This is a genomic window from Alterinioella sp. (assembly GCF_058343375.1).
This window is the reverse complement of record NZ_JBTUJH010000007.1, coordinates 56,838-81,209: the sequence shown is the minus strand read 5'-3', so window position 1 is coordinate 81,209 and position 24,372 is coordinate 56,838. Positions and strand designations below refer to the sequence as shown.

The 24,372-nt window shown below is 61.7% G+C and carries 26 protein-coding genes and 1 tRNA gene; 19 read left to right on the top strand and 8 right to left on the bottom strand.

Annotation, left to right across the window (positions count from 1 at the left end):
- Nucleotides 1-105: 105 nt before the first annotated feature.
- On the bottom strand, nt 106-327 hold the full coding sequence (locus tag ACW8PS_RS01450; RefSeq protein WP_491525470.1) for a hypothetical protein: 222 nt from the start codon (nt 325-327) through the stop codon (nt 106-108).
- A gap of 178 nt (nt 328-505) precedes the next feature.
- On the opposite strand from ACW8PS_RS01450, the gene ACW8PS_RS01445 reads away from it, so the two are divergent.
- The 4 genes from ACW8PS_RS01445 (at nt 506) to ACW8PS_RS01430 (ending at nt 2,828) form a co-directional block, all read left to right on the top strand.
- Entirely contained in the window at nt 506-1,387 is an 882-nt protein-coding gene (locus ACW8PS_RS01445) for a polysaccharide deacetylase family protein (RefSeq protein ID WP_491525469.1), read from the top strand.
- Nucleotides 1,388-1,582: 195 nt separating this feature from the next.
- The gene (locus tag ACW8PS_RS01440; protein ID WP_491525468.1) at nt 1,583-2,044 is read left to right on the top strand and encodes an HU family DNA-binding protein; all 462 of its coding nucleotides are present in this window, start codon (nt 1,583-1,585) and stop codon (nt 2,042-2,044) included.
- A gap of 60 nt (nt 2,045-2,104) precedes the next feature.
- Nucleotides 2,105-2,179: transfer RNA gene (locus tag ACW8PS_RS01435), tRNA-Val, on the top strand.
- An 82-nt stretch (nt 2,180-2,261) separates the two neighbouring features.
- Nucleotides 2,262-2,828 (top strand): histidine phosphatase family protein, encoded by a 567-nt coding sequence (locus tag ACW8PS_RS01430; RefSeq protein WP_491525467.1) that lies wholly within the window; start codon nt 2,262-2,264, stop codon nt 2,826-2,828.
- A gap of 71 nt (nt 2,829-2,899) precedes the next feature.
- On the opposite strand, the gene ACW8PS_RS01425 is transcribed toward ACW8PS_RS01430, so the two are convergent.
- The 3 genes from ACW8PS_RS01425 to ACW8PS_RS01415 form a co-directional block, all read right to left on the bottom strand.
- Nucleotides 2,900-3,604 carry a TVP38/TMEM64 family protein gene (locus ACW8PS_RS01425; RefSeq protein WP_491525466.1) on the bottom strand — a complete coding sequence of 235 codons (705 nt, stop codon included), beginning with the start codon at nt 3,602-3,604 and terminating at the stop codon, nt 2,900-2,902.
- Nucleotides 3,605-3,839: 235 nt separating this feature from the next.
- A complete protein-coding gene (locus ACW8PS_RS01420; protein WP_491525465.1) occupies nt 3,840-4,226 on the bottom strand; it encodes a DUF302 domain-containing protein in 387 nt (128 codons plus the stop codon).
- 90 nt (nt 4,227-4,316) lie between these two features.
- Nucleotides 4,317-5,078 carry an EF-hand domain-containing protein gene (locus ACW8PS_RS01415; RefSeq protein WP_491525464.1) on the bottom strand — a complete coding sequence of 254 codons (762 nt, stop codon included), beginning with the start codon at nt 5,076-5,078 and terminating at the stop codon, nt 4,317-4,319.
- A gap of 174 nt (nt 5,079-5,252) precedes the next feature.
- Here ACW8PS_RS01415 and ACW8PS_RS01410 point away from each other — a divergent pair, with 174 nt between their 5' ends.
- Genes ACW8PS_RS01410 through ccmI form a run of 6 tightly spaced genes read left to right on the top strand, consistent with a single transcriptional unit; the run spans nt 5,253 to nt 11,707 of the window.
- The gene (locus ACW8PS_RS01410) at nt 5,253-5,978 is read left to right on the top strand and encodes a response regulator (RefSeq protein ID WP_491525463.1); all 726 of its coding nucleotides are present in this window, start codon (nt 5,253-5,255) and stop codon (nt 5,976-5,978) included.
- Between the two features lie 14 nt (nt 5,979-5,992).
- On the top strand, nt 5,993-7,495 hold the full coding sequence (locus tag ACW8PS_RS01405) for an ATP-binding protein (RefSeq protein WP_491525462.1): 1,503 nt from the start codon (nt 5,993-5,995) through the stop codon (nt 7,493-7,495).
- A gap of 7 nt (nt 7,496-7,502) precedes the next feature.
- Nucleotides 7,503-9,515, top strand: a complete 2,013-nt coding sequence (locus tag ACW8PS_RS01400) for a heme lyase CcmF/NrfE family subunit (protein ID WP_491525461.1) — start codon at nt 7,503-7,505, stop codon at nt 9,513-9,515.
- A gap of 4 nt (nt 9,516-9,519) precedes the next feature.
- Nucleotides 9,520-10,077, top strand: coding sequence for a DsbE family thiol:disulfide interchange protein (locus ACW8PS_RS01395; protein WP_491525460.1), 558 nt, complete (start codon nt 9,520-9,522; stop codon nt 10,075-10,077).
- Nucleotides 10,077-10,559, top strand: a complete 483-nt coding sequence (locus ACW8PS_RS01390) for a cytochrome c-type biogenesis protein (protein WP_491525459.1) — start codon at nt 10,077-10,079, stop codon at nt 10,557-10,559. Before ACW8PS_RS01395 ends, ACW8PS_RS01390 begins: the two co-directional genes overlap by 1 nt.
- Nucleotides 10,556-11,707 carry a c-type cytochrome biogenesis protein CcmI gene (gene ccmI, locus ACW8PS_RS01385; protein WP_491525458.1) on the top strand — a complete coding sequence of 384 codons (1,152 nt, stop codon included), beginning with the start codon at nt 10,556-10,558 and terminating at the stop codon, nt 11,705-11,707. The genes ACW8PS_RS01390 and ccmI overlap by 4 nt, the downstream gene beginning before the upstream one ends.
- A 110-nt stretch (nt 11,708-11,817) precedes the next feature.
- Here ccmI and ACW8PS_RS01380 read toward each other — a convergent pair whose 3' ends face one another.
- On the bottom strand, nt 11,818-13,938 hold the full coding sequence (locus ACW8PS_RS01380; protein WP_491525457.1) for a protein-disulfide reductase DsbD family protein: 2,121 nt from the start codon (nt 13,936-13,938) through the stop codon (nt 11,818-11,820).
- Between the two features lie 49 nt (nt 13,939-13,987).
- The gene (locus ACW8PS_RS01375; protein ID WP_491525456.1) at nt 13,988-14,278 is read right to left on the bottom strand and encodes a hypothetical protein; all 291 of its coding nucleotides are present in this window, start codon (nt 14,276-14,278) and stop codon (nt 13,988-13,990) included.
- A 167-nt stretch (nt 14,279-14,445) separates the two neighbouring features.
- Between ACW8PS_RS01375 and ACW8PS_RS01370 the strand changes: the two genes are divergently transcribed.
- The 6 genes from ACW8PS_RS01370 to ACW8PS_RS01345 all read left to right on the top strand — a co-directional run bounded on the left by ACW8PS_RS01370 (nt 14,446) and on the right by ACW8PS_RS01345 (nt 19,065).
- Nucleotides 14,446-15,033: a L,D-transpeptidase gene (locus ACW8PS_RS01370; RefSeq protein ID WP_491525455.1), complete on the top strand. Its 588-nt coding sequence runs from the start codon at nt 14,446-14,448 to the stop codon at nt 15,031-15,033.
- Nucleotides 15,034-15,070: 37 nt separating this feature from the next.
- Nucleotides 15,071-15,583 (top strand): c-type cytochrome, encoded by a 513-nt coding sequence (locus ACW8PS_RS01365; protein ID WP_491525454.1) that lies wholly within the window; start codon nt 15,071-15,073, stop codon nt 15,581-15,583.
- A gap of 113 nt (nt 15,584-15,696) precedes the next feature.
- A complete protein-coding gene (locus tag ACW8PS_RS01360) occupies nt 15,697-17,088 on the top strand; it encodes a multicopper oxidase family protein (protein WP_491525453.1) in 1,392 nt (463 codons plus the stop codon).
- On the top strand, nt 17,085-17,582 hold the full coding sequence (locus tag ACW8PS_RS01355; protein WP_491525452.1) for a c-type cytochrome: 498 nt from the start codon (nt 17,085-17,087) through the stop codon (nt 17,580-17,582). Before ACW8PS_RS01360 ends, ACW8PS_RS01355 begins: the two co-directional genes overlap by 4 nt.
- Before the next feature lies 1 nt (nt 17,583).
- Nucleotides 17,584-18,321 carry a DsbA family protein gene (locus ACW8PS_RS01350; RefSeq protein ID WP_491525451.1) on the top strand — a complete coding sequence of 246 codons (738 nt, stop codon included), beginning with the start codon at nt 17,584-17,586 and terminating at the stop codon, nt 18,319-18,321.
- Between the two features lie 156 nt (nt 18,322-18,477).
- Nucleotides 18,478-19,065 (top strand): L,D-transpeptidase, encoded by a 588-nt coding sequence (locus ACW8PS_RS01345; protein WP_491525450.1) that lies wholly within the window; start codon nt 18,478-18,480, stop codon nt 19,063-19,065.
- 51 nt (nt 19,066-19,116) lie between these two features.
- Here the strand turns inward: ACW8PS_RS01345 and ACW8PS_RS01340 are convergent, their stop codons facing one another.
- Complete coding sequence (locus tag ACW8PS_RS01340) at nt 19,117-19,311, bottom strand: heavy-metal-associated domain-containing protein (RefSeq protein ID WP_491525449.1); 195 nt, start codon at nt 19,309-19,311, stop codon at nt 19,117-19,119.
- Nucleotides 19,312-19,465: 154 nt separating this feature from the next.
- On the opposite strand from ACW8PS_RS01340, the gene ACW8PS_RS01335 reads away from it, so the two are divergent.
- The 3 genes from ACW8PS_RS01335 (at nt 19,466) to ACW8PS_RS01325 (ending at nt 23,405) form a co-directional block, all read left to right on the top strand.
- On the top strand, nt 19,466-21,991 hold the full coding sequence (locus ACW8PS_RS01335; RefSeq protein ID WP_491525448.1) for a heavy metal translocating P-type ATPase: 2,526 nt from the start codon (nt 19,466-19,468) through the stop codon (nt 21,989-21,991).
- A 31-nt stretch (nt 21,992-22,022) separates the two neighbouring features.
- A complete protein-coding gene (cueR, locus tag ACW8PS_RS01330) occupies nt 22,023-22,421 on the top strand; it encodes a Cu(I)-responsive transcriptional regulator (protein ID WP_491525447.1) in 399 nt (132 codons plus the stop codon).
- 381 nt (nt 22,422-22,802) lie between these two features.
- Entirely contained in the window at nt 22,803-23,405 is a 603-nt protein-coding gene (locus ACW8PS_RS01325; protein WP_491525446.1) for a DUF4167 domain-containing protein, read from the top strand.
- A gap of 118 nt (nt 23,406-23,523) precedes the next feature.
- Here ACW8PS_RS01325 and rsmA read toward each other — a convergent pair whose 3' ends face one another.
- Nucleotides 23,524-24,366, bottom strand: a complete 843-nt coding sequence (rsmA, locus tag ACW8PS_RS01320; protein WP_491525445.1) for a 16S rRNA (adenine(1518)-N(6)/adenine(1519)-N(6))-dimethyltransferase RsmA — start codon at nt 24,364-24,366, stop codon at nt 23,524-23,526.
- Nucleotides 24,367-24,372: the final 6 nt, after the last annotated feature.

Below are 24,372 nucleotides of genomic sequence, written 5' to 3'. Positions count from 1 at the left end.
GTCGCGCCAAATCGAATTCACCGGCCGACCCGAACGCATTCGATTGCGCGAACGCTGCCTCGGTCCGGCCGATGAATGCTCGAATCCGATCAGGCGCGACGCGCTCTAATTGAGGCCGTTATAGCCGCCGGTGCTGCTGCTGCTGACCGTGGCCAGGAGCAGGATCAAAAACAGGATGGGCACCAGAAGATGGCTCTCCTCGAGGCCGACACCGGTGGCATCCTGGGTGACAATCTCGACCGGCATGGTCGGTGCGGTCTGCGCCTGCAGGCCCGTTGCGCCCAAAAAAGACAAGGTGGTCGCTGCCGCCAATAGCGTTTTCATCATGTTCTCCCCCTGGGGACCGAGTGACAGCAAGGTCCAGCTTCTTGTTGATCCAAATCCTTTCGCATGTCGCGGGCGAAAGCAAGGCTCGCAGTCGATTCGCCGCAGTTGACGGCGGAAGGTGCTGATATCCTTGACGATCTGTGGCGGTTCAGGGCGCGGCCAAATTGACACGGTATGCATGCGCCATGATTCGCCCAAGCTTGATTCGCAAGCCGATCTGGGCTTGGCTGGTCGGGCTGCATCGCAAATCTGCCAAAATTTGACGTTGCCGGGGAATTTGAGAATGATTTTACGCCGAACTCTTTTGGGTGGGGCTGCTGCGTGCCTTGCCTTGCCGGCCATTGTCGGGCGGGCCAATGCGCAGTCGGGGCCGGATTATTCGATACCGATTGAATTGACCCAAGGGGGCCCTTCGACCATCACCCGCGTGCCGACCAGTCAACCGGTTGTCGCCATGACATTCGATGACGGGCCGCATGCAAGCCTGACACCGCAATTGCTTGATATTCTGGCGGCGCGCAATATCCGCGCCACCTTTTTTGTTCTGGGCCGCAGGGTGAACATGTATCCGCGCCTGACGCGGCGCATCACTGTTGAGGGCCACGAAATCGGCAATCACAGCTGGAGCCACTCACGCCTGACATTGCTTGGCAATGAAGGGCTGATGCGCGAACTTGACAACACCGCATTGGCCGTTCAGCAGGCCGCGGGCCGAGCGCCGGTTATCATGCGCCCGCCCTATGGCCTGCTGTCGCAACGTCAGCGAAATCTGATCAGCGAGTCCCGCTACCTGCCGACGATCTTGTGGTCGGTCGATCCACAGGATTGGCGCCGACCGGGCAGTTCGGTGGTGGCCAATCGCATTGTCGCCGGTGCCCATACCGGCGCGGTCATTCTGGCCCATGACATCATCGGGGCCACAATTCGTGCGATGCCCGCTGCGCTGGATGGGTTGATTGCGCGCGGCTTCCGCTTTGTCACGGTGTCGGAACTGATCGGATGGCCGCGTTGGAATGAACGCAACATCACGCTGCGATACGCGCAGGCCAACCATGGTTGAGCCGGTTTCAGAGCATGTCGTTCAAAAGTGGGAACCGGTTTTGAGCTTCTCGGACATGCGAAAACAAGGCGTTAGAGCGTCTCGCGTGAATGCGAATGAACGCGACGCGCTATAATTGCGCCCTGGCGCTGGTGAAATCATTTTCCGGGCGCTACGCTGTCGATGAATTGGAAACAATCATCGGACGGGGGCATCATGGCCACATCGGCAAAGACCAGCAAAGCGGCGACAAGCGGCAGAAAAACGGCGCGCAAATCAACTGCCGCCGGCAAGACAGTGACCACCGCCAGAACGGCCGCCAAAACGGCCGCCAAGCCGCCAGCCAAGGCCAAGCTGACCGGCGTAACCGCTGCCCCGGACGCTGTCGCGCAGGCAAAGGCCCCGCCAGCCCCGGTCTTCAAGATGCAGGACCTGATGCAGGCGTTGGAGGGAAAATCCGAGCTCAAGCGCGGCGAGTTGCGCCTGACCGTGGGCCATGTGCTGGAGGCGCTTGGCGCGGCCCTTGCCAAAGGCCATGACATATCGCTGCCCGGATTTGGCAAGATCACCGCCAAGCGGCGCGAGGCCAAACCCGGCGGTGAACAGATAATTGCGCGGATCAAGCTGAACACGCCCGCGCCCGACCCGGTGCGCACGCCCACCCCCGGCGCGGACTGATTTCCTGCCTGCCCCCTCTTGCGGCGGGCGAAAACCGGCGATAAACCCCATTCCTGCGGCGGGTGATTAGCTCAGTGGTAGAGCGCTTCGTTCACATCGAAGATGTCAGGAGTTCAAATCTCTTATCACCCACCATTTTCCCTGCAGAAGTTCGCAATCCATCCGGGCCGCTCTTGTCGAAACATGGCGTCGGGTCGCTAGCTGAATGGACAGTCCGATGACCCTGCCCGAGTTGTGGATCCTGCGCCATGGCCAGACAGAGTGGAATGTCGCCGGGCGTTTGCAGGGCCATCTCGATTCACCGCTGACGGAAACCGGCCTTGCACAGGCCGCAGCACAGGGGCGCATTCTGGCACGCCTCCTGCCGCCGGATGTGACCGTGATCAGCAGCCCGTCGCCGCGCGCGCTGATCACCGGCCAGATCGCCTTGCCGGGCCATCAGATCGCACAGGATTCGCGCCTGAAAGAGATTGACCTGGGCCAGTGGCAGGGCCGCAGCCTGGCCGATCTTCGGGCCACATATCCCGAAATTGCGGCCGACCCCGATCCGAATCTGTGGAAGTTTCACGCGCCCGGCGGCGAAAGCCTGCCCGCGATGCAGGCGCGGCTGCGTGGCTTTCTGGCCGATCTGACCGGTCCTGCGGTGCTGGTTACGCATGGTGTCACGTCGCGGCTGATGCGGTGCCTGATCCTGGGCCTGCCGGTTAGCGCACTATCGGATATGCCGGGCGGGCAGGGGGTGGTGCACCATTTGCGCGATGGCGTTGCACGGGTGCTGGCCTGAATTTGCGGCGCGCATTGGTTGAGGGATTTCCGGCAAGATCCGCTTGGCGGGCAATCACGACAGGCGGCGCCTCAATCCGCTGAACGATCCGGGGATGGCGGGGCAGCCTCTGCGTTGCCTGCACTGCGATGATGCCAGATTGCCGCGGTCGTCAACCCGGCAATGCCCAGGCCCAACGAGACCCAAAAGCCGACATTGCTTTCGCCTTCCAGCGCCTGCGCCCCAAGATGGGCCAGCACGAAACTGGCCGGAATGATTCCCGCCAGCGTGGCCAGCCCGAACCGCCAGAATGTGATCCGGCTCAACCCGGCCGCATAGCTGATCGCGTCGAACGAGACAAAAGGCAAGAGGCGGCTGATGAAGACGGTGGCCATCAGGGCATTCTGCGAGCCGAAAAACCGGTTCTCCATATGTGCGCCAAGCCAGCGTTCGACATGGTCGCGGCCCAGATAGCGGGCGATGACAAAGGCCAGAAGCGCGCCCAATTCAGCGCCGATCGCCACCAGAACGGTGCCCCAGAGATGACCATAGACCAGCCCCGCCGCCAGCGCGATAGGGGCGCTTGGAATCGGGCTTGCCACAATGGCCAGCGTCATCAGCCCGATGACGGCAAAAGGCCCGACCGGCCCGGCCCGCATCACCAGGGCACGAATGCTTTCGGTGTCGATGCCGTTCAGCGCAGCGTTGATCGGCCCCCAGAACAATATGGTCGCCGCCAGGGCCACAAGGGCAATGGCCATGGCGATCAGGCGTTTGGGCCGATTTGGTGGTGTCATGGATCCAGCGGCCCCACGCCATAAAACAACGGCAGAAAGCCCGCCGCCAAGAGATCGAAGATCACGCAGAACGGTCTATACCATTTCGGCACCGAGACACCAAAGCCGGGTCTGCGATGGGGCAGGTCCCGAACGGCACCGCTCCTGTTCCTCTATCGCTGTGTGACCCTGATACGTAAAGGGTCGGCCCGATGGAAGGTCAATACCGTCTCTTGCCCGGCAAAGAACGTTCCTGTCACATCTGGTCGACCGCTTTCTTGAGGCCTTCGGTCACTTCGGCGGCGATCACCATCAGCTCATCGTTTTCGACCGCCGACATGGAGGCGGCCGGATCAATCGCGGTCACTTCGGTGCCTTCGGGCAATTCGCGCAGAATGACATTGCAGGGCAGCATGACGCCGATCCGCGGTTCGGCGGTGATGGCGCGATGCGCGTGGCGCGGGCTGCAGGCACCCAGAATGCGATAGCCGTCGATGGTGGCCCCGATTTTCTTTTCCAGCGTGGCCTTGACGTCGATTTCGGTCAGAATGCCAAAGCCCTGTTCCTCCAGGCTGTGACGGATGAGAATTTCAGCATCTTCCATCGTCGTGTCATTCAGCACGCGGGTATATCCATAGCTCATGTCGGTCTCTTTTCCTGTATCCTGGTTTTCTTGCGGCGCAGGTGGGTCTGGCGGCGTGAGCGAAAGAATGCCCACGCCGCCAGTGTCGGGTCAATTGCCGTTTGACATATTTTCCCCGTTCATGGCGGGCATCTGGCCATCTGCTGCTGCGCTGCCGTTCATGGCCGGCATCTGGCCGTTTCCTGCTGCGCTGCCCATCATGCCGCCCATCTGACCGGTCGCGCCAGCGCCACCCATCTGAGCTGCGCCGACCATGCCAGCCTGTGCCATCCGGTCGACCCGTGCCGTCATTTCATCGGCAGTGATCGCGCCGTCACCATCGGCGTCAAGAACTTGAAACCGGTCGACCATGGCTTCGCGCACCATGCTCAGATAAAGCTCCTGATATTCGGCCAGCGACAATGTGCCGTCACCATCCCGGTCATATTCGGCCAGTTCGGCCAGCAGCCCTGCACGCATTTCCTCTGCGGTCACGGTGCCGTCTTCATTGGCGTCAAACCCCTGCATCATAGCCGCATTTCCGCCGCCCATCATGCCGCCAGCGCCGCCGCCCATCATGCCGCCAGCACCGCCGCCCATCATGCCGCCCGCGCCGCCACCCATCATGGTGCCGCCCTGCATCGCGGCCATCTGCTGCATCATTTGCATCATCTGCTGCATCATTGCATTCTGGCCGCCGCCATGCGGCCCGCCCTGGCCTGCGCCCGGGCCATGGCCCAAACCATAGGTTCCGACCTGGCCGACCGTTTCTATCTTGGCGGCGTCGTTGGCGTGGTCTGCGTCGGCAAGAGCAGCCGATGTGAATGCCAGAGGCGCGGCTGCGGCCAGCGTGATCAACAAGAGCGGTTTCATGTGTAGTCTCCAATTCCAATTCCAATTTGAAACCAGAACGTGATCGCTGGCGTTCATATTTGCTAGGGCATGCCCCGCCCGATTGTGTATCAGTTCGTCACGGGAGTGGCCGCTGATACAAACGGTGACAATTTCCTGGCGGAAACGCCGGAATGAATATCGTAGAAAGGGTAAATGAAACCGGAAAGCCCTCATATCCTGGTGGTGGATGATCACCGCGACATCCGCGATGCGGTCACGCGTTTTCTGCAAAGAAACGGGCTGCGGGCGACATCCGCCATCGACGCGGCGGATATGGATCAGAAGCTCTCGGTCGGCAGTTTTGACCTGATTGTTCTGGATGTGATGATGCCGGGCGAAGACGGGTTGTCGGTGTGTCGGCGCCTTTCGGCAGAGGGATCGCCGCCGATCATCATGCTGACGGCGCTTGGCGAAGACACGGATCGTATCATCGGGCTTGAGGTCGGCGCTGATGATTACCTGCCCAAGCCCTTCAACCCGCGAGAACTGCTGGCCCGGATCAAGGCGGTGCTGCGACGCAGCGAAAGAACCGAGACGCTGGCCGGTCGGTTGGCCGGGATGACGGTTCGGTTCGCGCAGTGGACGCTGGATATGGATCGCCGGGCGCTGGTATCGGATGATGGGGTTGAGGAAAGCCTGTCCAATTCCGAATTCAGGCTGCTGTCGACCTTTCTGGAACGCCCGCGGCTGGTGTTGAGCCGGGAACAGTTGCTGGATCTTACGGCGGGCCGCTCGGCCGGTCCGTTTGATCGCACGATTGACAATCAGGTCAGCCGGTTACGCCGCAAGATCGAGGCCGATCCGATGCGCCCCAAGATCATCACCACGGTTCGCAATGGCGGCTACAGCCTGTCCACCGATGTGGAAATCGAATCATGATCGGGCGGTTTTTCATGAGCTTGCGGGGGCAGCTTATCCTTTTGCTTCTGGGGATTTTGCTGGCCGCTCAAGCCGTGGCGCTGCTGTTTTTCGTCGATGAACGCTCTCTTGCCGTGCGCGCGGCCCTTGGCTTTGAGGCGACAGGGCGGGCCGCGAGTGTGGCGCGCCTGCTGGAAGAGGCGCCGAGCGATCTGCATGCCGCCATTTTGCGCGCGGCCAATTCCCCGCTGGTGCGTTTCGAGATGACCGACGAGCCGGCGATCGGAATCAGCAACGAACGTGATTCCGGCCCTGTCGAGGCCAGAATCAGGGCCCTTCTGGACGATCCGTTCACCCGTGAAATTCGGGTCGATGTGCACGAGGTCGAAGGCACGATCCTGCCCTTGCCACATCTGTCATCCGGTGTGGCCAATATTCGTTCCGCGATGACCGGCGGTGATATGTCCACCATGATGGGCAATGACATGTCCGCCATGATGGGCAACGACATGTCGGCACTGGAAATGAGCATTTCGGTTGCGCTTCTGGGCGGCGGCTGGCTGAATGTCCAAACCCGGTTCGAGCGGCCCCCGCTGCAATGGGCCTGGGGATCGACCATTACATTCGTTCTGACGGCGGCAGGTCTTTTGGCGGCCGGGTTCTGGTTCCTGATGGCCCGAATTACCGGCCCCCTGCGCGATCTTGCGGTGGCCAGCGAACGCCTGGGCCGCGGCGAGGATATGGAGCCTGTCGATGCCACCGGCCCGACCGAGGTGCGCGATCTTACCGCGGCTTTCGGGATCATGCAGGAACGTCTGACCCGATTTGTCGAGGACCGGACCCGCATGCTGGCGGCAATTGGTCACGACCTGCGGTCGCCGCTGACGGCGCTTCGGGTGCACACCGAGATGGTCGATGACGAAGAAACGCGCGACCATATGGTCGCCAGCATCGAGGAAATGCAGGGGATGCTGGACGCGACCCTGTCTTATGCGCGCGGCGTCCGTGCCTCGGAACCCTCCGAGCGGGTCGAGATCGGCGAGGTTCTGACCAATATCAATCAGGCCATGCCGACACAGTTTGCGCTTGCGCCGGGGCCGAAGTTGGCTATCTCGGTAAGGCCTTTCGCGTTTCGGCGCGCATTGCGAAACCTGATTGAGAACGCGCAACGATATGGCGGCGATGCGCGGGTCACGTTTGAAGAACAGGACGGCGTTGCAGTGATCGAGGTTGCAGATCAAGGACCGGGTATTCCCGAGGATCAGCTGGAAGAGGTCTTTGCCCCGTTCCAACGGCTGGACCGGTCCCGGTCGCTGGATACGGGCGGGCACGGTCTGGGGCTTTCGATTGCGCGCAGCATATTGCGCGCGCATGGCGGTGATGTGACACTGGCCAATGCGCCCGGTGGCGGGCTGGTGGCACGTGTTACGCTCCCCATAGACACCACAACCGGCCCCGACGCCGCCGGGCCGGGCACGTCTTCGGCAGATTCAGCGCCATTCAACGACTACCAACCCGCATCGCGGGCCAATTCATGAGGCAAATATGATCCCTGAAATCGGCCAGTTTTCTCTGGCAATCGCCCTCGGTTTTGCCTTGGTTCAAAGTATCCTGCCGATACTTGGGGCCGCGCGCGGCAATGTGCTTTGGATGCGCAGCGCGCATGCGACATCGCTGGCGCAGGTCACCTTCACTCTGATTGCGTTCGCGGCATTGGTGCGCTCCTTCGTGGTCAGCGATTTCACGGTGCTGAATGTTGTCGAGAACTCAAACTCGCTGAAGCCGCTATTGTTCAAGATCGCGGGCTCATGGGGCAGCCACGAAGGCTCGTTGTTGCTATGGGTGCTGATTTTGACGGTGTTCGGGGCCGCGGTGTCGGTCTTTGGCAACAATATCTCGGAAGGCTTGCGGGCCCGGACCTTGTCGGTGCAGGCCTGGATCAGCGTCGGCTTCTTCAGTTTCATGCTGTTTACATCGAACCCGTTCGAGCGCGTCTTTCCGCCGCCCCCCGATGGCCAGGATCTGAACCCGCTGTTGCAGGATATCGGCCTGGCCTTGCATCCGCCGCTGCTCTATTTCGGCTATGTCGGTTTCTCGATCGTGTTCTCCTTCGCGGTTGCGGCCCTGATCGAGGGCCGTGTCGATGCCGCCTGGGCGCGGTGGGTCCGGCCCTGGACGCTGGCAGCCTGGATGAGCCTGACCGGCGGCATCGCCCTGGGATCGTGGTGGGCCTATTACGAGCTTGGCTGGGGCGGCTGGTGGTTCTGGGATCCGGTCGAAAATGTCAGCTTCATGCCCTGGCTTCTGGGCACTGCGCTGTTGCATTCGGCGATTGTGACCGAAAAGCGCGGCGCGCTCAAAAGCTGGACCATCCTGCTGGCGATCCTGACCTTTTCGCTGTCGCTTCTGGGCACGTTCATCGTGCGCTCGGGGCTGTTGACCTCGGTTCATGCCTTTGCGGTCGATCCCGAACGCGGGATGTATATCCTGGGGCTTCTGGGGCTGACCATCGGCGGGTCGCTGATCCTGTATGCCTGGCGCGCGCCGACGCTGGACCCCGGCGGTCTGTTTCGCCCTGTCAGTCGCGAGGCGGGGTTGTTGTTGAACAACCTGTTTCTGGCCACGGCCACCGGAACGGTGCTCTTTGGCACGCTTTATCCGCTGTTTGTCGAGGCGCTGGTGGGCGAACGCCTGTCGGTCGGTCCGCCCTTCTTCAACGCGACCTTCATCCCGATCATGCTGCCGCTGGTCATCCTGATGGGGTTCGGGCCGTTCCTGTCCTGGAAACGGGCCGATCTTGCGGGTGTGATGCAACGGTTGAAATTTGTCCTGGTGTTGTCTGTTCTGACTGCCTTGGTGGTCTGGTATCTGACCGAGGGCGGGCCGGTGCTGGCGTATCTGACCATTGCCATCGCGGCCTGGCTGTTCATGGCGACGCTTCTGGAATGGGCCGGGCGGATCCGGTTGGGCAAAGTGCCGCTGCGTGACGCGATGCGCCGGGCGCGCAACCTGCCCCGCGCAGCCCATGGGATGACACTGGCCCATGCCGGGCTGGCGGTTCTGATGTTCGGCTTTGTCGGGTCGACCGCCTGGAAGTCAGAGCAGGTGGTCTTTGTTACCCCCGGATCCGAGATTTCCATCGCGGGCTTTGACGTGCGCTTTGACGGGGTCGAACGGGTGACCGGGCCGAACTATGTGGCCAATCGCGGCACGCTGACGGTTTCGCGTGACGGGGAATATGTGACCACGCTCTATCCCGAAAGGCGCAACTACCCGGTGGCGCAATTCAGCACCACGGAATCCTCGATCCGGTCCACCGTGGCGGGCGATCTCTATGCCTCATTGGCCGAACCTGCCGATGCGCAGGCCAGTGCCGAAGGGGCCTGGACCCTGCGCATTCTCTATGAGCCTTTGGTGCTGTTCATCTGGACCGGTGCTGCGATGCTGATCCTGGGTGGCGGGCTGTCATTGTCGGACCGGCGCTTGCGTGTCGGTGCCCCCCGACGCGCAGCGGCGGCCACGGCCAGGGCCCCTGCGGCCACAACACCGGCGGAGTAATCTGATGAAACGTATCCTGTTCGCAAGCCCGGTGCTGGTCGCCCTGATCTTTGGCGGGTTTTTCCTGTGGGGTCTGAACCCGGAGCGCAACCCCAACGCGATCCCGTCGGTGCTGATTTCCAGACCGGCACCGGAATTTACCCTGCCCGAGGTGGCGGGCACCGGTGTGCCGGGCCTCTCGCGTGCCGATCTGGTGGGCAATTCGGGGCCGGTGGTGGTCAATGTCTTTGCCTCCTGGTGCGTGCCCTGCCGGGCCGAACACGCGGTTCTGACCCGGATGGTCGAAGAGGATGGCGTGCGCCTCTTTGGCATCAACTACCAAGATGAGCCCGAGGATGCGCTGCGCTGGTTGAACGAATTGGGCAACCCCTATGAGCGGATCGGATCCGACCTGAACGGGCGCGTGGCGATTGACTGGGGGCTGACCGGCGTGCCCGAAACCTATATCGTCGGCGGCGACGGGACGGTGCTTTACAAATATGTCGGGCCGATCCTGGGCGAAACCGCGATCCGCCAATTCAACACCGCATTGGCGCTGGCACGCCAGGAGGGATCGTCATGATGGCGCGTGTGATACTGATCCTGATGCTGGCCTTTGCTCCGGTCAGCGCGGTCTTTGCGGTCGAACCCGATGAGATGTTGTCCGATCCCGTGCTGGAGGCGCGCGCGCGCGACGTTTCACAGCAGTTGCGCTGTGTTGTCTGTCAGAACCAGGACATCGACAGCTCCAATGCCGGCATCGCGCGTGATATGCGCCTGCTGGTCCGCGAGCGGATCCTTGAGGGCGACAGCAATGCCGATATCCTTGACTTCATGGTCGTGCGCTACGGCAATTTCGTGCTGCTGCGCCCGCCCTTCTCGCCACAGACCTATGCGCTTTGGCTTGCGCCGCTGGTGCTGGCGCTGGTCGCGGGCGCTGTCGGAATTGCCGTCATTGGCCGGGTCCGCCGGCAATCGGCCCGCCCCGATGATCTGACCGAAGCTGAAGGGGCTGCGATCCAGACCCTTCTGGATGCGGATGCAAAGGACGAAACACAACCATGATGCTGATGTTGATTTTTGTAGGATTGGGCGCTCTCGCCCTCCTGTTCATGCTGTTGCCGCTTGCGGGTGGGGCGGAAGCCAATGATGACCGTGATGCAGGCGCGATGGCCGTGCTGCGTGACCAGTTGGCCGAGATCGGGCGCGATCAGGCGCGCGGTTTGATCAGCGAGGCCGAGGCCAGGGATGCTGGTATCGAGGTCAAGCGGCGGCTGCTGGCACTATCGAAGGCACCCACGGTTCAGAAACGGTCAACCACGCGGGGCGGATGGGTTCTGGGGGTTGCGATTGTCGTGGTCGGTGCCAGCGGCGTCGGGCTTTACAGCAAATTCGGCCAGCCCGATATACCGAGCATGCCCTTCGCCGAGCGCACCGCCGAGCGGGAGGCTTCGGCACGGATGGTCGAACTGGCCGATGAACTGCGCTCGCGTCTGGTCGCCAGCGAAGATGGCGGCCCGCTTGATGGCTGGGTGTTGCTTGCCCAAACCTATATGCGGATGAATGATTTCACCGGTGCCGTCGAAGCTCTGGCCGTCGCCACGGCGTTGCCTGATGCGACCTCTGCGACCTTTTCGCAAGCGGCGGAAGCGATCATTGCCTCAGAGAATGGCGTCGTGACACCGCCCGCACAGGCGTCGATTGATCGCGCGCTCGAGTTGGAGCCGCTGAACCCGGCGGCGGTCTATTATCAGGCGATTTCGCTGGATCAGGCCGGGCGCACCGCGACGGCCTATGATATTCTGGTCGACCGTATCGGTCGGGAAACCGAGATCACGCCTTGGATGGAATTCTATGTCGCCCGGATCAATCAGATCGGTGCCCGACTGGGCCGTCCGCCGGTCGGGCCGATGATGCTTTTGTCCAGCGCGCAGGGCGCGCCGGGCCCAAGCGCCGATCAGATCACGGCCGCCGCAGACATGTCGCCCGAAGAACGCGCGGCATTCGTGCAATCCATGGTTGACCGGCTTGCCGCACGGCTGCAGGACGAACCCGATGATCTGGAGGGCTGGCTGCGACTGGCCAATGCCTACCGGGTTCTTGGTGATGACGACGCGGCCCGCAATGCGCTGATCCAGGCCGAACCGTTGCTGCCGGAGGATGGCCCGCAGCGGCAGGCATATGAGGATCTGTCGGGCGATCTGGCAGACTGAAGCAGGTCTCGCCAATGGCTGGGACATGATGCGGTGTTTGGCGCGTTGAAGTCCTGGATTTCAACGCGCCAATCGATTCAGGCTGGTCTGAATGTGCTAGGGGCGGGGCCTCAGTTCCCGGCGGCCAGATTGCGGGTGGCCGCCTCGCGCAACGCCTCAAGAACCGCCTCGGTGCTCAACAGTTCCGACAACACGATGCCGTTCGGCGCGCCGGGACCATAGACGGCGTTGAAGGGAATGCCGTAGCGGTCGAAGGAGGCCAGATAGCGCGAGATATCCTCGTTCGGGCGGGTCCAGTCGGCGCGCATCGCGATCACGCCGGGTGCGGCCAGTTCGCTGACCACCGGTTCGCGGTCCAGCACCAGCAGCTTGTTGGCCTGACAGGTCAGGCACCAATCCGCGGTCACGTCGACGAAAACCACATCCCCCTGTGAGACATGCCGGGCAATCAGGGTGCGGTCGAACTCGGCCCATTCGGCCTGAGTAACCGGGGTCGCCGCCGCGGCCCGTTCGGCAAGCTGATCGGCGGCAATGATCGGGGCCAGCGCCAACACCGCGATGCCAACCCATTTCGGAGTGTTCGGAATACGGCGCAGGGCGATCACCGCGATCAGGGCCAGTGTCAGACCGACGGTCGCATAGGTGGCGGTCGGGCCCGCGACACCCGACATGACCCAGATCAGCCAGCTTGCCGTCGCGACCAGAAGCAGCCCCAGAACCGCCTTGAGCACAATCATCCAGCGGCCCGGTTTCGGCATCAGTTGCGCCAGGCGCGGATAGGCGGCGACGGCGAAATAGGGGGTCGCAAGGCCAAGGCCCAGCCCCGAAAACACCACCGCGATATCGACCGCGCCACCGGTCAGCGCAAAGGCAATCGCGGTGCCCAGAAACGGCGCAGAACAGGGCGTTGCCAGCACGGCGGCAAAGGCCCCGGTGGCAAAATCTCCGCTATGACCGGCGCGCGCGCCGCTATTGGCCAGCCGGGTCTGCAGCCCGGATGGCAGCGATATTTCAAACAACCCCAACATATTGGCGGCAAAGACCGCCAGGATGACAACCATCAGCGCCAGAAAGGTCGGGTTCTGGAATTGCAGCCCCCACCCGACCGTGACGCCAAACCGTTGCAAGCCGAATGTCACCGCCGCCAGGAACCACATGAACGCCATCACGCCAAGCGCCGAGGCCAGAAAACTGCTGCGGATGGTGCCAAGGCTTTTGCCCTTGCCCGACACCACCGAGGCCAGCTTGATCGACAGAACCGGCAGCACACAAGGCATCACGTTCAGGATCAGCCCGCCGACAAAGGCCAGCAGCGCGATCCAGGCCAGCGCGGAAAATGTGGTTTGCGCCTGTGTCAGCGTGAAGGGGGCGGGGGGGGCTTCGGTCAGCAACGTGGCGGTCAGCGTAGCGGCGCTATCGCCATCGGTAATTGTGATCGTGGGGGTGGCGGGGGCCTCTTCATCCAGGCTCAGGATCGGGAATTGCGCCCACAGCTCGGTCTGGCCGTTGCCAAGGCGGATATCGGGGGGTCCAAAGGCGGTATAGTCGCCCATTTCGGGGAAGATATCAGGGGCGTCAAAGGCGCTGGTGCCGCGTGCCGATAGCGTCAGGGTGCGGGCCTCCTCATCCACGAAGGCGGCCATTTCGGCCACGATCCCGGAGGCCCCTTCGACCGGAACCAGTGCGGCAAATCTTGCGATCCGGTCGGCCGATTGCTGATCAATAAGGCTGACCTGTGCCGACGAGCTCGCGGGCAGGTCGATGGTGAAGGTAAAACTGTTCGGCACGCAGACATCCGAGCAGACCAGCAGATCGACATCGGTTTGCAGACGGGCCGCTTCGCCGGGGCGTTCGAGATTGATCCGCACCGGCAGCACAATCTCGCCCGAATAGCCGAAATTCTGAATGCCAAAGGCGGTAAAGCGCTGCGGCGCAGGCCAGAGGATTTCGACACTGGCGACATTATCGGAGGCCGAGAAATCCATCTCGGGCGGCAGACCGACTTCGCCGGGGCTGCGCCAATAGGTTTTCCAGCCCTCGGTCATGGAAAGGTCCAGACCCGCCGATATCGAGGATGCGCCCGGTGCGATTGCGTTTTCGACCGTGATCAGCACCGCCTCGACAGCGACCGTGCTTTCGGTGGCCGAGGTCGCGGCCGATGCCGGCAGGGCAGGCGGCAAACCTGCGGCCAAGACGACGGCAATTGCACGGAAGGTGGCTTTCCATTTCATCAGGTTTACTTTCACGATTTAGGTCTTTGCGGGGTTGGATGCGAACAGGTCACTGGATCAGATAGCCTTCGCGGCCATCGGCACAAGCGACCCGGTAAACACCTTCTCCCAGATCCTCCACAGATTGGCAGCCGCTCTGCGCAACGGCAGGCAGATAGTTCGACGTGCTTTGCGTCACGATGTTATTATAGGGGCATTGCTGCGAAAGCGAGCCGCAGCCAGCCACGCCAAGTAAAATTACCGCGAGATAGCGGCGTTTGAACCGAAACCGGGGCAGGGGCCATTTGGCGATACCGCGGCGCGGGGCCCGTGCAATTTGCGTGTTCACAGTCCAATCCATGACGTTGTCACCTCGATTGGGCCCAATAAGGGCGTTCCTGCACTGGAAGGTCAACGTTACATACGGATACAAAAATCCCTGCGATGCAGACTGGCCCGCAGTTGACGTTCCGCCTCAGGAATGTTGGATATGGGATGCACAGCTATGTTTCGAGCGCAAAGGCAGTCATGAATAATAAGGATAATCTCTCGATTTCACGCCGGAATCTGTTGATTGCAGGCGCAGGCGGGGCGTCAATGATGGCGGCACCGTCGGTTTTGCTGGCCACCAGTGACACTGCGGGTGGCCCCACAAGACGCAACATATCTTCCTTTGCGCTGCACGAATGGCAGGATTATTTTGATGCGCTCGGGCCGGGCGTCATCATCTCGGATACCAACCGGCGGGTGTTGCAGCACTGGACCTCGGATGGGGAAATGCGGGTCTATCCGACCTCGGTTCCGCTTACCGATGAACTGACCCGGCGCGGTTATACTTCGGTGGTCGAGAAACGCGAAAATCCGGGTTGGGCCCCGACGCCGTCGATGCGCATCCGCAATCCGGAATGGCCGGCATATGTGCCCGGTGGCGATCCGCTGAACCCGCTTGGCACCCGTGCGCTGTATCTGAGCTGGCAGTATTACCGCATTCACGGGACGGCGGATTCGCGCAAGATCGGGCGGCGGTCGTCGAATGGCTGCATCGGCCTTTACAATGAACAGATCGAAGAAGTGTATGATCGCACCCCATTGGGCACGCAGGTCATTTTGATTTAGGGCACTTCGGATTTCATTACCCTGGAAAGTTTACTTGATGTCAAAAACAGGCCTTAGGATCGGCGCGATCATCCTTGTCGGAATTGTTGTGCTGGCAGGTGTTTACCTGACCCGCGATCCGCAGAGTGCGCGCGAAAGCCAGACTGCAAATGCACCCGCAACCGGGGGGGTCACTCTGGATCCGGCAAACCCGATGGCGGCACCCGATACATCCGGGATCGAGGAATTCGGGGCCCTTGTCCAGATCAACCTGCCGGACGAGTTGTCGGCACAAGCCCAGATCGGTGAGCGGGTGTTCAATGCCGCCTGTTCCGCCTGTCATGGCACCAACGCGGCCGGGCAGAACGGCGTCGCGCCGCCGCTGATCTTTACCACCTACAGGCCCGGTCACCATAGCGATGGGGCGTTCCTGAACGCCGTGCGCAATGGCGTTCAGGCGCATCATTGGGAATTTGGTAACATGCCGCCGGTTGAGGGGCTGACCAATTCCGATATCGCGGCACTGGTGCGCTATATCCGGGAAATTCAGCGTGAGAACGGAATTTTCTGATGGGCCGCGCAGGCCGAGAGGCGTGACGACGGTTACCCGGGCATGGATGGCCCCGGCATCTGACGATTGAACCCAACCAGCGGGCCAGCTGCATGTTGAAGGACAGTGTGACCATGCAAACCAGACGACAGTTCATGGCAAGCTCTGCGGCAGCGGGCCTTTTTGCAGGCGCCATGCCGCATATGGCCCGCGCCACCACGGATTTCGAGATCATCGAGGCGCGCGCCGCGACGGTGCAACTGGCCCCGGCGGGCTACCCCGCGACCGATATCTGGGGCATTGACGGTGCCATTCCAAGCCCGGTTCTGCGTGTTGCCCAAGGCGCGCGGCTGCAACGACGTCTGCTCAACAGCCTGCCACAGGCAACGACGATGCATTGGCACGGAATCGCGATCGACAATGCCATGGATGGTGTGCCGGGCCTGACCCAGGATGCCATCGCGCCTGGTGCCAGTTTTGACTATGATTTCATCGCACCCGATGCCGGAACCTACTGGTATCACTCGCATAATCAAACGGTCGAGCAGGTCGCCCGAGGGCTGCGCGGTGCTCTGATCGTGGAAGAGGCCGATCCGATCGAGGTCGATCGCGACGAGGTTCTGGTGCTCGATGACTGGCTGATCGACCCCGAGACCGGACAATTGACCACCGATTTCGCCTCCGCCCACAGCCGCAGCCATGCCGGCCGGATCGGCAATCTGGTGATGACCAACGGGGTCTTTGACATGGCCCTGAATGTGCAGCGCAACCAACGCCTGCGTCTGCGCCTGATCAATGCCGCCAATGCCCGGATCTTTGGCCTTGGTCTGATCGGGCTGGAGGGTTGGATGGTGGCGCTGGACGGGATGCCGCTGCCGGTGCCCGAGCCGGTCACCGATACGTTCACGCTTGGACCCGGACAGCGGGTCGACCTGATTGTCGATGTCATGGCCGAAGATGGCGAAACCGCGTTTCTGGTCCGCGCCGAGAATGGTGGCGCGCAGTCACAGGTCACCTTTCAGGTCAGCGGGCTGGCCAGCCTCGCGCGCCGTCCCGCGCCGGGTGCCTTGCCGCCCAATCCCGATCGGGCGGTCGATCTGTCCGGCGATGTGGCGATGCTGGAGCTGAACATGCAGGGCGGCGCGATGGGGGGGATGCGCCAGGCGGTGCTGGATGGCGAATCGATGAATTTCCGTCAATTGGCGGCGGCCAATCAGTTCTGGTCCTTCAACGGCATGGTCGGCATGACGGATACACCGCTGGCAAGTTTGGGTCGCGGCCAGACCGCGCGCCTGTCGGTCTTGAATGACACCAGTTTTCCGCATGCCATGCATCTGCACGGGATGCATTTCCGCGAAGTCATGGCCGATGAAAGCCTCGGGCCGCTCCGCGATACGCTGTTGATCGGCAGGGATGAGCGCCGCGAAATTGCCTTTGTCGCGGATAATCCCGGCGATTGGCTGTTTCATTGCCACATGCTATCTCATGCCGTGGCCGGAATGATGACATGGGTCAGGGTCGCATGAAAAACACCTGGGCAATAGGGGCGGTCAGCCTGGCGCTTGTGGCGCTCGGGGTCGGCGCATTTTCGGTTTCGGGTTCGGCCGGGGCCGATCAGGACAGGCCACGCCTGGTGATGCCGGACACGGTCGATATCGAACAGGGCGCGGCTCTCTATGCCCAAAGCTGTGCCGCCTGCCACGGAACCCAGTTGGAAGGGCAGCCCGATTGGCGCAGCCCCGGAGCGGACGGGATTTTGCCGGCACCGCCGCATGATGTCAGCGGGCATACCTGGCACCATGCCGATCGGGCTTTGTTCGAATATACCCAGTTGGGCGGGCGCGAGGCGCTGGCTCTGCAAGGTCTGGATTTCGAGAGCGGGATGCCCGCTTTTGGTGACGCTCTGAGCGATGCGGAAATCTGGAATATCCTTGCCTTCATTCAATCCACCTGGCCCGACCGGAATAGAGAAATTCAAGCGTCACGAACCGAGGCCGACCTGGCCCGAGGAGATTATTAATATGAAAATGATGATACGATTGGCCCTTGCCGCCTGGCTGGCGGTGTTTTCTCCGGCGATTTTGGCAGCCCAGGAGCTGAGTGAGGACCGGGTCCGCGAATTGGTGCGCGAAACCCTGCTGGCCAACCCCGAGATTTTGATGGAGGCGATCGCGGTGCTTGAAAGCCGCGCCGCCGAAGCCGAACAGATGTCGCGCGCCGAAATAATCGAACAGCAGCGCCTGACGCTGGAACGCGATCCGAATGCGCCGGTGCTGGCCAATGCCGATGGCGACGTCACGGTTGTTGAATTCTTTGATTACAACTGCCCCTATTGCCGCCGTGTGATGCCGACGGTCGAGGCCCTGACCGAGGCCGATACCGGGGTGCGCCTTGTCTATCGGGAATGGCCGATATTGGGCGAGGGGTCGGTTTTTGCGGCGCGGGCGGCGCTGGCAGCGCGCGAACAGGGGCTTTATGAGGAATTTCATCTGGCCATGATGGGCATGTCGGGCCGGGCCGAAGAACGCTCGATTCTGACCATTGCGCGCGAGGTTGGTCTCGATGTCGATCAGCTGCTCATCGACATGGAAGCCCCGGAGGTTGATGAACATATCCAAACCTCGATCCGGCTTGCCGAAATGTTGGGCATTACCGGCACGCCGACATTCATTATCGGGACGAACCTGATTCCGGGTGCTGTCGAACAGGCATCCTTGCAGGCCCTGGTCGATGAGGCACGGGCATCTGCGTCAAATTGACGGAGATATCTTGCTTTGCACATATTTTGTACGAAAATTTGGCGGTGTCACGGCAACAGGTGGTGGACGAAATACCCGTTCACCAAAGCGTGAATGGATCGTTTACTTTATAGAGATCACCATTGAAGCAAGAAAGTGTCGAAGGAGGATGTCACATTGAGTTTTAAAATTGATCGGCGCGGGTTCGCGGCCGGGGTAGGTGCTACGGCCCTTTTGGCGGCAAATCCGGGTTCTGCACACCCGTTTGAAATGCCCGAGCGGTTTCTGCCGCAGCTCGTGAATACCGGGCAAGAGGATTGGTTGCCAGGCGAAGTGCATGTCGACCCTGACAATTTCTTCCTCTATTTCATGCTGCAAGACGCCATGGCCATTCGCTATGGGGTCGGCGTGGGGCGCGGCAATCTCTATCATGACGGCATCTTTACCGTGCAAGACAAGCAGGAATGGCCGCGCTGGCGCCCGACCGATGCGATGATCGAACGGGATCCCGATGCCTATCTGCAATATATTGATGGCGTTGAGGGCGGACCCAGCAACCCGTTGGGCGCGCGGGCGCTCTATCTCTATGATGACAACAACCGCGATACCTATCTCAGGATCCACGGCACCAACCAGCCAAGCACGATTGGCGTGGCGGTGTCGAATGGCTGTGCGCGTCTGACCAATGAATATGTCACCGATCTTTACCCGCGGGTCGCTATGGGTGCGCGCGTATTCCTGCATCCCAAAGTCACCACAGCCTGAATCGACGGTGGTTCCTTTGAATGTTGAATCGTGAAACCCAAGGTCGCCGGGTCAGGCGGCCTTGGAGTCATACCCGGCAGTAGAAATTGCCGATTGCAGGCTGGCATCGTCCAGACCGCTGTCGATATCGACAACCCGATTTTCCATGTCAAATTCGATTTTCGCAATTGGATCAACGGTCTTCACGGCGGATTCAATGGCCGATCTGCAGTGGCCACAGCTCATTTTGGGAACAGAAAAACGCATCGTTATCTCCTTGATGCCGGGTGGGTGTCTGACGCCGATATGGAACGTTGCTGCACCGGAAGGTCAAGACCGGCAGAAAAAATGATTTCGGCCTTGACCTTCCAGCTACTGGAACCCTTATCTACCTCGCTGAATATGATTCAGGAGACGATAAATGTCCGCGACAGCAACCCCCAAAACCCTCAGCATTGATGGCATGACCTGCGCATCCTGCGTTGGCCGCGTCGATCGCGCCCTGTCCGCGGTCCAAGGGGTGCGCGATGTGACCGTAAACCTGGCCACGGAAAGCGCGGCTCTGGTCGTAGACAGCGCGGAGGCTCTGAAAGATGCGGTCGACGCGTTGCAGGATCTGGGCTATCCGGCCCGCACCGGGCGCGTGACCCTCGCGATCACCGCCATGACCTGCGCATCCTGTGTCGGGCGGGTGGACAAGGCGCTGGCAAAACTGCCGGGTGTTGTGGAAGTTTCGGTCAATCTGGCCGCCGAGACCGCCCTGGTCACTTTTGTCGAAGGGGTTGTCAGCACCAGCGATCTGGCCAAGGCTGCCACCGATGCGGGCTATCCGGCATCCGTGCTCAGCGCCGATGCACCGCTTGACCGGACCGCCGAAAAAGAGGCCGCAGCGCTGCGCGCCCGGAACAAGACGATCCTGGCCGCGGTTTTGTCGCTGCCGGTTTTCCTTCTGGAAATGGGCCCGCATATCTTTCCGGGTCTGGGAGATGCAATCGGTCGGACCATCGGCCACCAGAACAGCTGGCTGATCCAGTTCGTGCTGACCTCGTTTGTTTTGTTCGGGCCGGGCAGGTCGTTCTACACCAAGGGCTTTCCGGCGCTGTTCAAAGGCGCGCCCGATATGAACAGTCTGGTCGCGTTGGGCACTTCTGCTGCCTACGCCTATTCGCTGGTCGCCACTTTCGCGCCCGCGCTGCTGCCTGAAGTTGCGCGCGCGGTCTATTTCGAGGCCGCCGCCGTCATTGTGGCGCTGATCCTGCTTGGCCGCTATCTTGAGGCGCGCGCCAAAGGCCAGACCGGGGCTGCGATCCAGACGCTGTTGGGGCTGCAAGTGCGCACGGCACGGGTCGAGCGCGACGGTGAAATCGTGGATGTGGCGCTGGAAGACCTCGCCACCGGCGACATCCTGATCGTGCGCCCCGGGGAACGGGTCGCGGTCGATGGCGAAATTGTCGATGGCAACAGCCATGTCGATGAAAGCATGATCACCGGCGAGCCGATCCCGGCGGAAAAGACCATTGGCGATGCGGTCACCGGCGGCACCGTCAATGGGGCCGGCAGTTTCCGGTTCCGTGCCACCCGGGTGGGGGCCGATACCACATTGTCGCAGATCATCCGTATGGTGCAGGAGGCCCAGGGGGCCAAGCTGCCAATTCAGGATCTGGTCGATCGGGTGACCATGTGGTTCGTGCCCGCAGTGATGATCCTGGCCGCCCTTACAATCACCGTCTGGCTGTTTGTCGGCCCCGACCCTGCGATCACCTTTGCGCTGGTGGCCGGTGTCTCGGTTCTTATCATTGCCTGCCCCTGTGCCATGGGTCTGGCCACGCCGACCTCGATCATGGTGGGCACGGGCCGCGCCGCTGAAATGGGCGTGCTGTTTCGCAAGGGCGATGCCTTGCAGCAACTGGGCGATGTCACGGTGGTGGCGTTGGACAAGACCGGCACCATCACGATGGGGCGCCCGGAGCTGACTGAACTTGTTCTGGCCAACGGGTTTGAACGGGCTGATCTGTTGTCGCTGGTGGCGGCAGTCGAGGAGCAATCCGAACATCCGATCGGTGAGGCCATTGTGCGCGCGGCCCGCGCCGAAAATGTGGGCCGTGCCGAGGTGACCAGCTTTGAGGCAATTCCCGGTTACGGCGTTCATGCCACGGTGGCGGGCCGTGATGTGCTGGTGGGCGCGGATCGTCTGATGGCGCGCGAAGGCATTGCGGTTGGTGATCTGGCCACAACCGAGACCGAGCTGGCCGCCAAAGGGCGCACGGCGCTGTTCGCGGCGGTGGACGGCAAGGTTGCCGCCGTCATCGCGGTCTCGGACCCGGTCAAACCTGCCAGTGCGGCGGCAATCCGTGCGTTGCAGGATCAAGGCCTGAAAATCGCGATGATCACCGGTGACAAGCGCGAGACGGCCATGGCCATTGCGCAAGAGATCGGCATTGATGAGGTGATCGCCGGGGTTCTGCCCGATGGCAAGGTTCGCGCGATCGAGGATTTGCGCGCCGATGGTCGCAAGGTTGCCTTTGTGGGGGACGGCATCAATGACGCCCCGGCGCTGGCGCATGCCGATGTTGGCATCGCCATTGGCACCGGCACCGATGTGGCGATTGAATCGGCCGATGTTGTGCTGATGTCGGGCGATCTGGCGGGCGTGGTCAATGCCTTCGAGGTTTCCCGGCGCACCATGCGCAATATCCGGCAGAACCTGATCTGGGCCTTTGCCTATAATACGGCGCTGATCCCGGTTGCCGCTGGCGTGCTTTATCCGGTCATGGGGGTGCTGTTATCGCCGGTCTTTGCCGCTGGTGCAATGGCGCTATCATCGGTATCGGTGCTGGCCAATGCGCTGCGCCTGCGCCGCATCAAGACCGCCATGCGCGAAGGCGGCGGCGGCGCGGTGGAGGTCGCACCACCGGCCCCTGTCCTGCAACCGGTCGCCGCAGAGTGACCTTGCTGACCCACCAAGAGGAGAGACAGCCATGAATATCGGCGATGTTGCAAAAGCCGCGGGCGTGCCTGCGAAAACCATCCGCTACTACGAGGAAATTGGCCTGATCCGGCCCTTGCGCGGTGGCAATGGCTACCGCGCGTTCCGCGATACCGACGTTCACAAACTGGCCTTTCTGGGTCGGGCGCGGGCGCTTGGGTTTTCGATCTCCGATTGCCGCAACCTGTTGCAGCTTTATGAAGATGACGGGCGCACCAGCGCCGAGGTGAAAGTTATTGCCCAGGAACATCTGCAAGAGATCGAAGGCAAGATCCGCGATCTCGATGAGATGCGGGCTACATTGGCAGATCTGATCTCGTCCTGCGCTGGCGATCACCGGCCGGATTGCCCGATCCTGTCATCGCTGGCGGATCGAGATAAACTGTCCTGATCCGCGCCACGCGTTTTAGATGATGCCGCGTCCCGGGCGAAGCTGATCCAAAGGCTGCTATTGCAAAATTGGCAGATACCGGCCATCGGGCCCCAAACAGTGCATTCCGGTCACGGTTGCTGGCTGAAAACGACCGGAAAATTGCGGTTTTCGTCAGAATTTCCTTGTTTTGCCCCTGATTGCATGGTTACACAAAGGGGCGGATGCGGCACGGGACGTTGACCATGCCCCCGCGGTTCACCCCCCGTTGAACATATTCGGACATAGTAGGGACAGCCGCTTAGAACACCGCAAACTCCGATCTTGGGGACCATGACCGGACATCCGGCAGCGGCCTTCAGGAATGAATGACCCCAGGACCACTGGAACAGATACAGACACATGAGATCATCTAAAAACCGCTCGCGGTCGAAGGGCAACCGCAACCGCACGATGGGTAATATCACCAATCGTGTGTTCGACAGCTCTGGCCCCGAAAGCAAGGTGCGGGGAACCCCGCAGCAGATAATTGATAAATACAATCAATTGACGCGCGATGCGCAGTTGGCGAATGACCGCGTGGCTGCTGAGAATTTTCAGCAGCACGCGGAGCATTATACCCGCATGTTGGGCGAGGCCCTGCGTGAGCAGGAGGCCAAGCGCATCGAGCAGGAGGCGCAGCAGGCACAACATGCGCAACAGGCCCAGGCCCGTGCCAATCGCCAGCAGCGCGATGATGCCAGCCAGCCCGGTGCCGCGCCGTCCGACCACAGAAGCCAGGCTCAACCTGTGGTTGTCGCCCCGCCTCAAGCCGCGCCACAGACCGCGCCGCAGGGTAAATCCTTTGATTCCGTCATCGACATGCCGGGCGATGCGACATCGGGTCTGGTCGAAACGCCTGAAAACGCGCCCCGGCCCAAACGCAGCCGGACGCGCAAACCGGCAAAGCAACCAACCAATGAACCCGCGTCGTCGGATGAAAATGGCCCGAAGGCTGCCGAATAAAGCCTGTCTCGCAATAGTTGAGACAGGGGGGATCGCCGGGCGCGTTGAAATCACTGATTCCAGGCAGCGTCAGGTGATACAGGGTTTCTCAGACATGCTATAGGTCTTGTCGGCCCGCTCAGATCAAGGCGATCTGACGGGCCAGTGCGCAGAACCCCTCGACCGGCACCTGTTCGGCCCGGTCGGTGGGTTTCAGCCCCGCCGCGATGATCCGATCCTCGATATCGGGCGCGATCCCCTTCAGCGCCGCGCGCAGCATTTTGCGGCGCTGGTTGAATCCGGCTGCAACAATGCGCGACAGAATGCGCGGATCAGCGGCAAAGCGCGGCTCGGGCAGGGCCGCAAGATGGACCACGGCAGAATGGATTTTTGGCGGTGGCGTGAAGGCTTCCGGCGGCAGGGTCATGACGATTTTCGCGGTTGATCGCCACTGTGCCAGGATGGCCAGGCGCCCGTAGGTCTTGGATCCCGGCCCGGCCACGATCCGGTCGGCAACTTCGCGCTGAAACATCAGCGTCAGGCTGTCCCAGAGCGGCGGCCAGGCAGGCGGTGTCAGCCAGCGCACCAGCAATTCGGTGCCGACATTATAGGGCAGGTTGGCCACGATTTTCACCGGTGGCGTCAGATGCGCCGCCCAGTCCAGATCCAGCGCATCGCCATGCAGCACCTCAAGCCGCCCCGGATAGGCCGCTGCAATCTCGGCCAGGGCAGGCAGGCAGCGGGCGTCCTTTTCAACCGCGACCACCCGGCGCGCGCCTTCAGCCAGCAATCCCCGCGTCAGACCGCCGGGGCCGGGGCCGACCTCCAGCACGTCACAGGCGGTCAGATCCCCCGCCGCGCGGGCAATCTTGGCGGTCAGGTTCAGATCCAGCAGGAAGTTCTGGCCAAGCGATTTGCGCGCGCTGAGCTCATGCGCGGCGATGATGGCGCGCAGAGGGGGAAGCCCGTCTATCGTGGTCATGGGCCA

Coding starts and splice junctions, on each gene's coding strand:
- ACW8PS_RS01450 (WP_491525470.1), bottom strand. CDS start 327: ATGATGAAAACGCTATTGGCGGCAGCGACCACCTTGTCTTTTTTGGGC.
- ACW8PS_RS01445 (WP_491525469.1), top strand. CDS start 506: ATGCGCCATGATTCGCCCAAGCTTGATTCGCAAGCCGATCTGGGCTTG.
- ACW8PS_RS01440 (WP_491525468.1), top strand. CDS start 1,583: ATGGCCACATCGGCAAAGACCAGCAAAGCGGCGACAAGCGGCAGAAAA.
- ACW8PS_RS01430 (WP_491525467.1), top strand. CDS start 2,262: ATGACCCTGCCCGAGTTGTGGATCCTGCGCCATGGCCAGACAGAGTGG.
- ACW8PS_RS01425 (WP_491525466.1), bottom strand. CDS start 3,604: ATGACACCACCAAATCGGCCCAAACGCCTGATCGCCATGGCCATTGCC.
- ACW8PS_RS01420 (WP_491525465.1), bottom strand. CDS start 4,226: ATGAGCTATGGATATACCCGCGTGCTGAATGACACGACGATGGAAGAT.
- ACW8PS_RS01415 (WP_491525464.1), bottom strand. CDS start 5,078: ATGAAACCGCTCTTGTTGATCACGCTGGCCGCAGCCGCGCCTCTGGCA.
- ACW8PS_RS01410 (WP_491525463.1), top strand. CDS start 5,253: ATGAAACCGGAAAGCCCTCATATCCTGGTGGTGGATGATCACCGCGAC.
- ACW8PS_RS01405 (WP_491525462.1), top strand. CDS start 5,993: ATGAGCTTGCGGGGGCAGCTTATCCTTTTGCTTCTGGGGATTTTGCTG.
- ACW8PS_RS01400 (WP_491525461.1), top strand. CDS start 7,503: ATGATCCCTGAAATCGGCCAGTTTTCTCTGGCAATCGCCCTCGGTTTT.
- ACW8PS_RS01395 (WP_491525460.1), top strand. CDS start 9,520: ATGAAACGTATCCTGTTCGCAAGCCCGGTGCTGGTCGCCCTGATCTTT.
- ACW8PS_RS01390 (WP_491525459.1), top strand. CDS start 10,077: ATGGCGCGTGTGATACTGATCCTGATGCTGGCCTTTGCTCCGGTCAGC.
- ccmI (WP_491525458.1), top strand. CDS start 10,556: ATGATGCTGATGTTGATTTTTGTAGGATTGGGCGCTCTCGCCCTCCTG.
- ACW8PS_RS01380 (WP_491525457.1), bottom strand. CDS start 13,938: ATGAAATGGAAAGCCACCTTCCGTGCAATTGCCGTCGTCTTGGCCGCA.
- ACW8PS_RS01375 (WP_491525456.1), bottom strand. CDS start 14,278: ATGGATTGGACTGTGAACACGCAAATTGCACGGGCCCCGCGCCGCGGT.
- ACW8PS_RS01370 (WP_491525455.1), top strand. CDS start 14,446: ATGAATAATAAGGATAATCTCTCGATTTCACGCCGGAATCTGTTGATT.
- ACW8PS_RS01365 (WP_491525454.1), top strand. CDS start 15,071: ATGTCAAAAACAGGCCTTAGGATCGGCGCGATCATCCTTGTCGGAATT.
- ACW8PS_RS01360 (WP_491525453.1), top strand. CDS start 15,697: ATGCAAACCAGACGACAGTTCATGGCAAGCTCTGCGGCAGCGGGCCTT.
- ACW8PS_RS01355 (WP_491525452.1), top strand. CDS start 17,085: ATGAAAAACACCTGGGCAATAGGGGCGGTCAGCCTGGCGCTTGTGGCG.
- ACW8PS_RS01350 (WP_491525451.1), top strand. CDS start 17,584: ATGAAAATGATGATACGATTGGCCCTTGCCGCCTGGCTGGCGGTGTTT.
- ACW8PS_RS01340 (WP_491525449.1), bottom strand. CDS start 19,311: ATGCGTTTTTCTGTTCCCAAAATGAGCTGTGGCCACTGCAGATCGGCC.
- ACW8PS_RS01335 (WP_491525448.1), top strand. CDS start 19,466: ATGTCCGCGACAGCAACCCCCAAAACCCTCAGCATTGATGGCATGACC.
- cueR (WP_491525447.1), top strand. CDS start 22,023: ATGAATATCGGCGATGTTGCAAAAGCCGCGGGCGTGCCTGCGAAAACC.
- ACW8PS_RS01325 (WP_491525446.1), top strand. CDS start 22,803: ATGAGATCATCTAAAAACCGCTCGCGGTCGAAGGGCAACCGCAACCGC.
- rsmA (WP_491525445.1), bottom strand. CDS start 24,366: ATGACCACGATAGACGGGCTTCCCCCTCTGCGCGCCATCATCGCCGCG.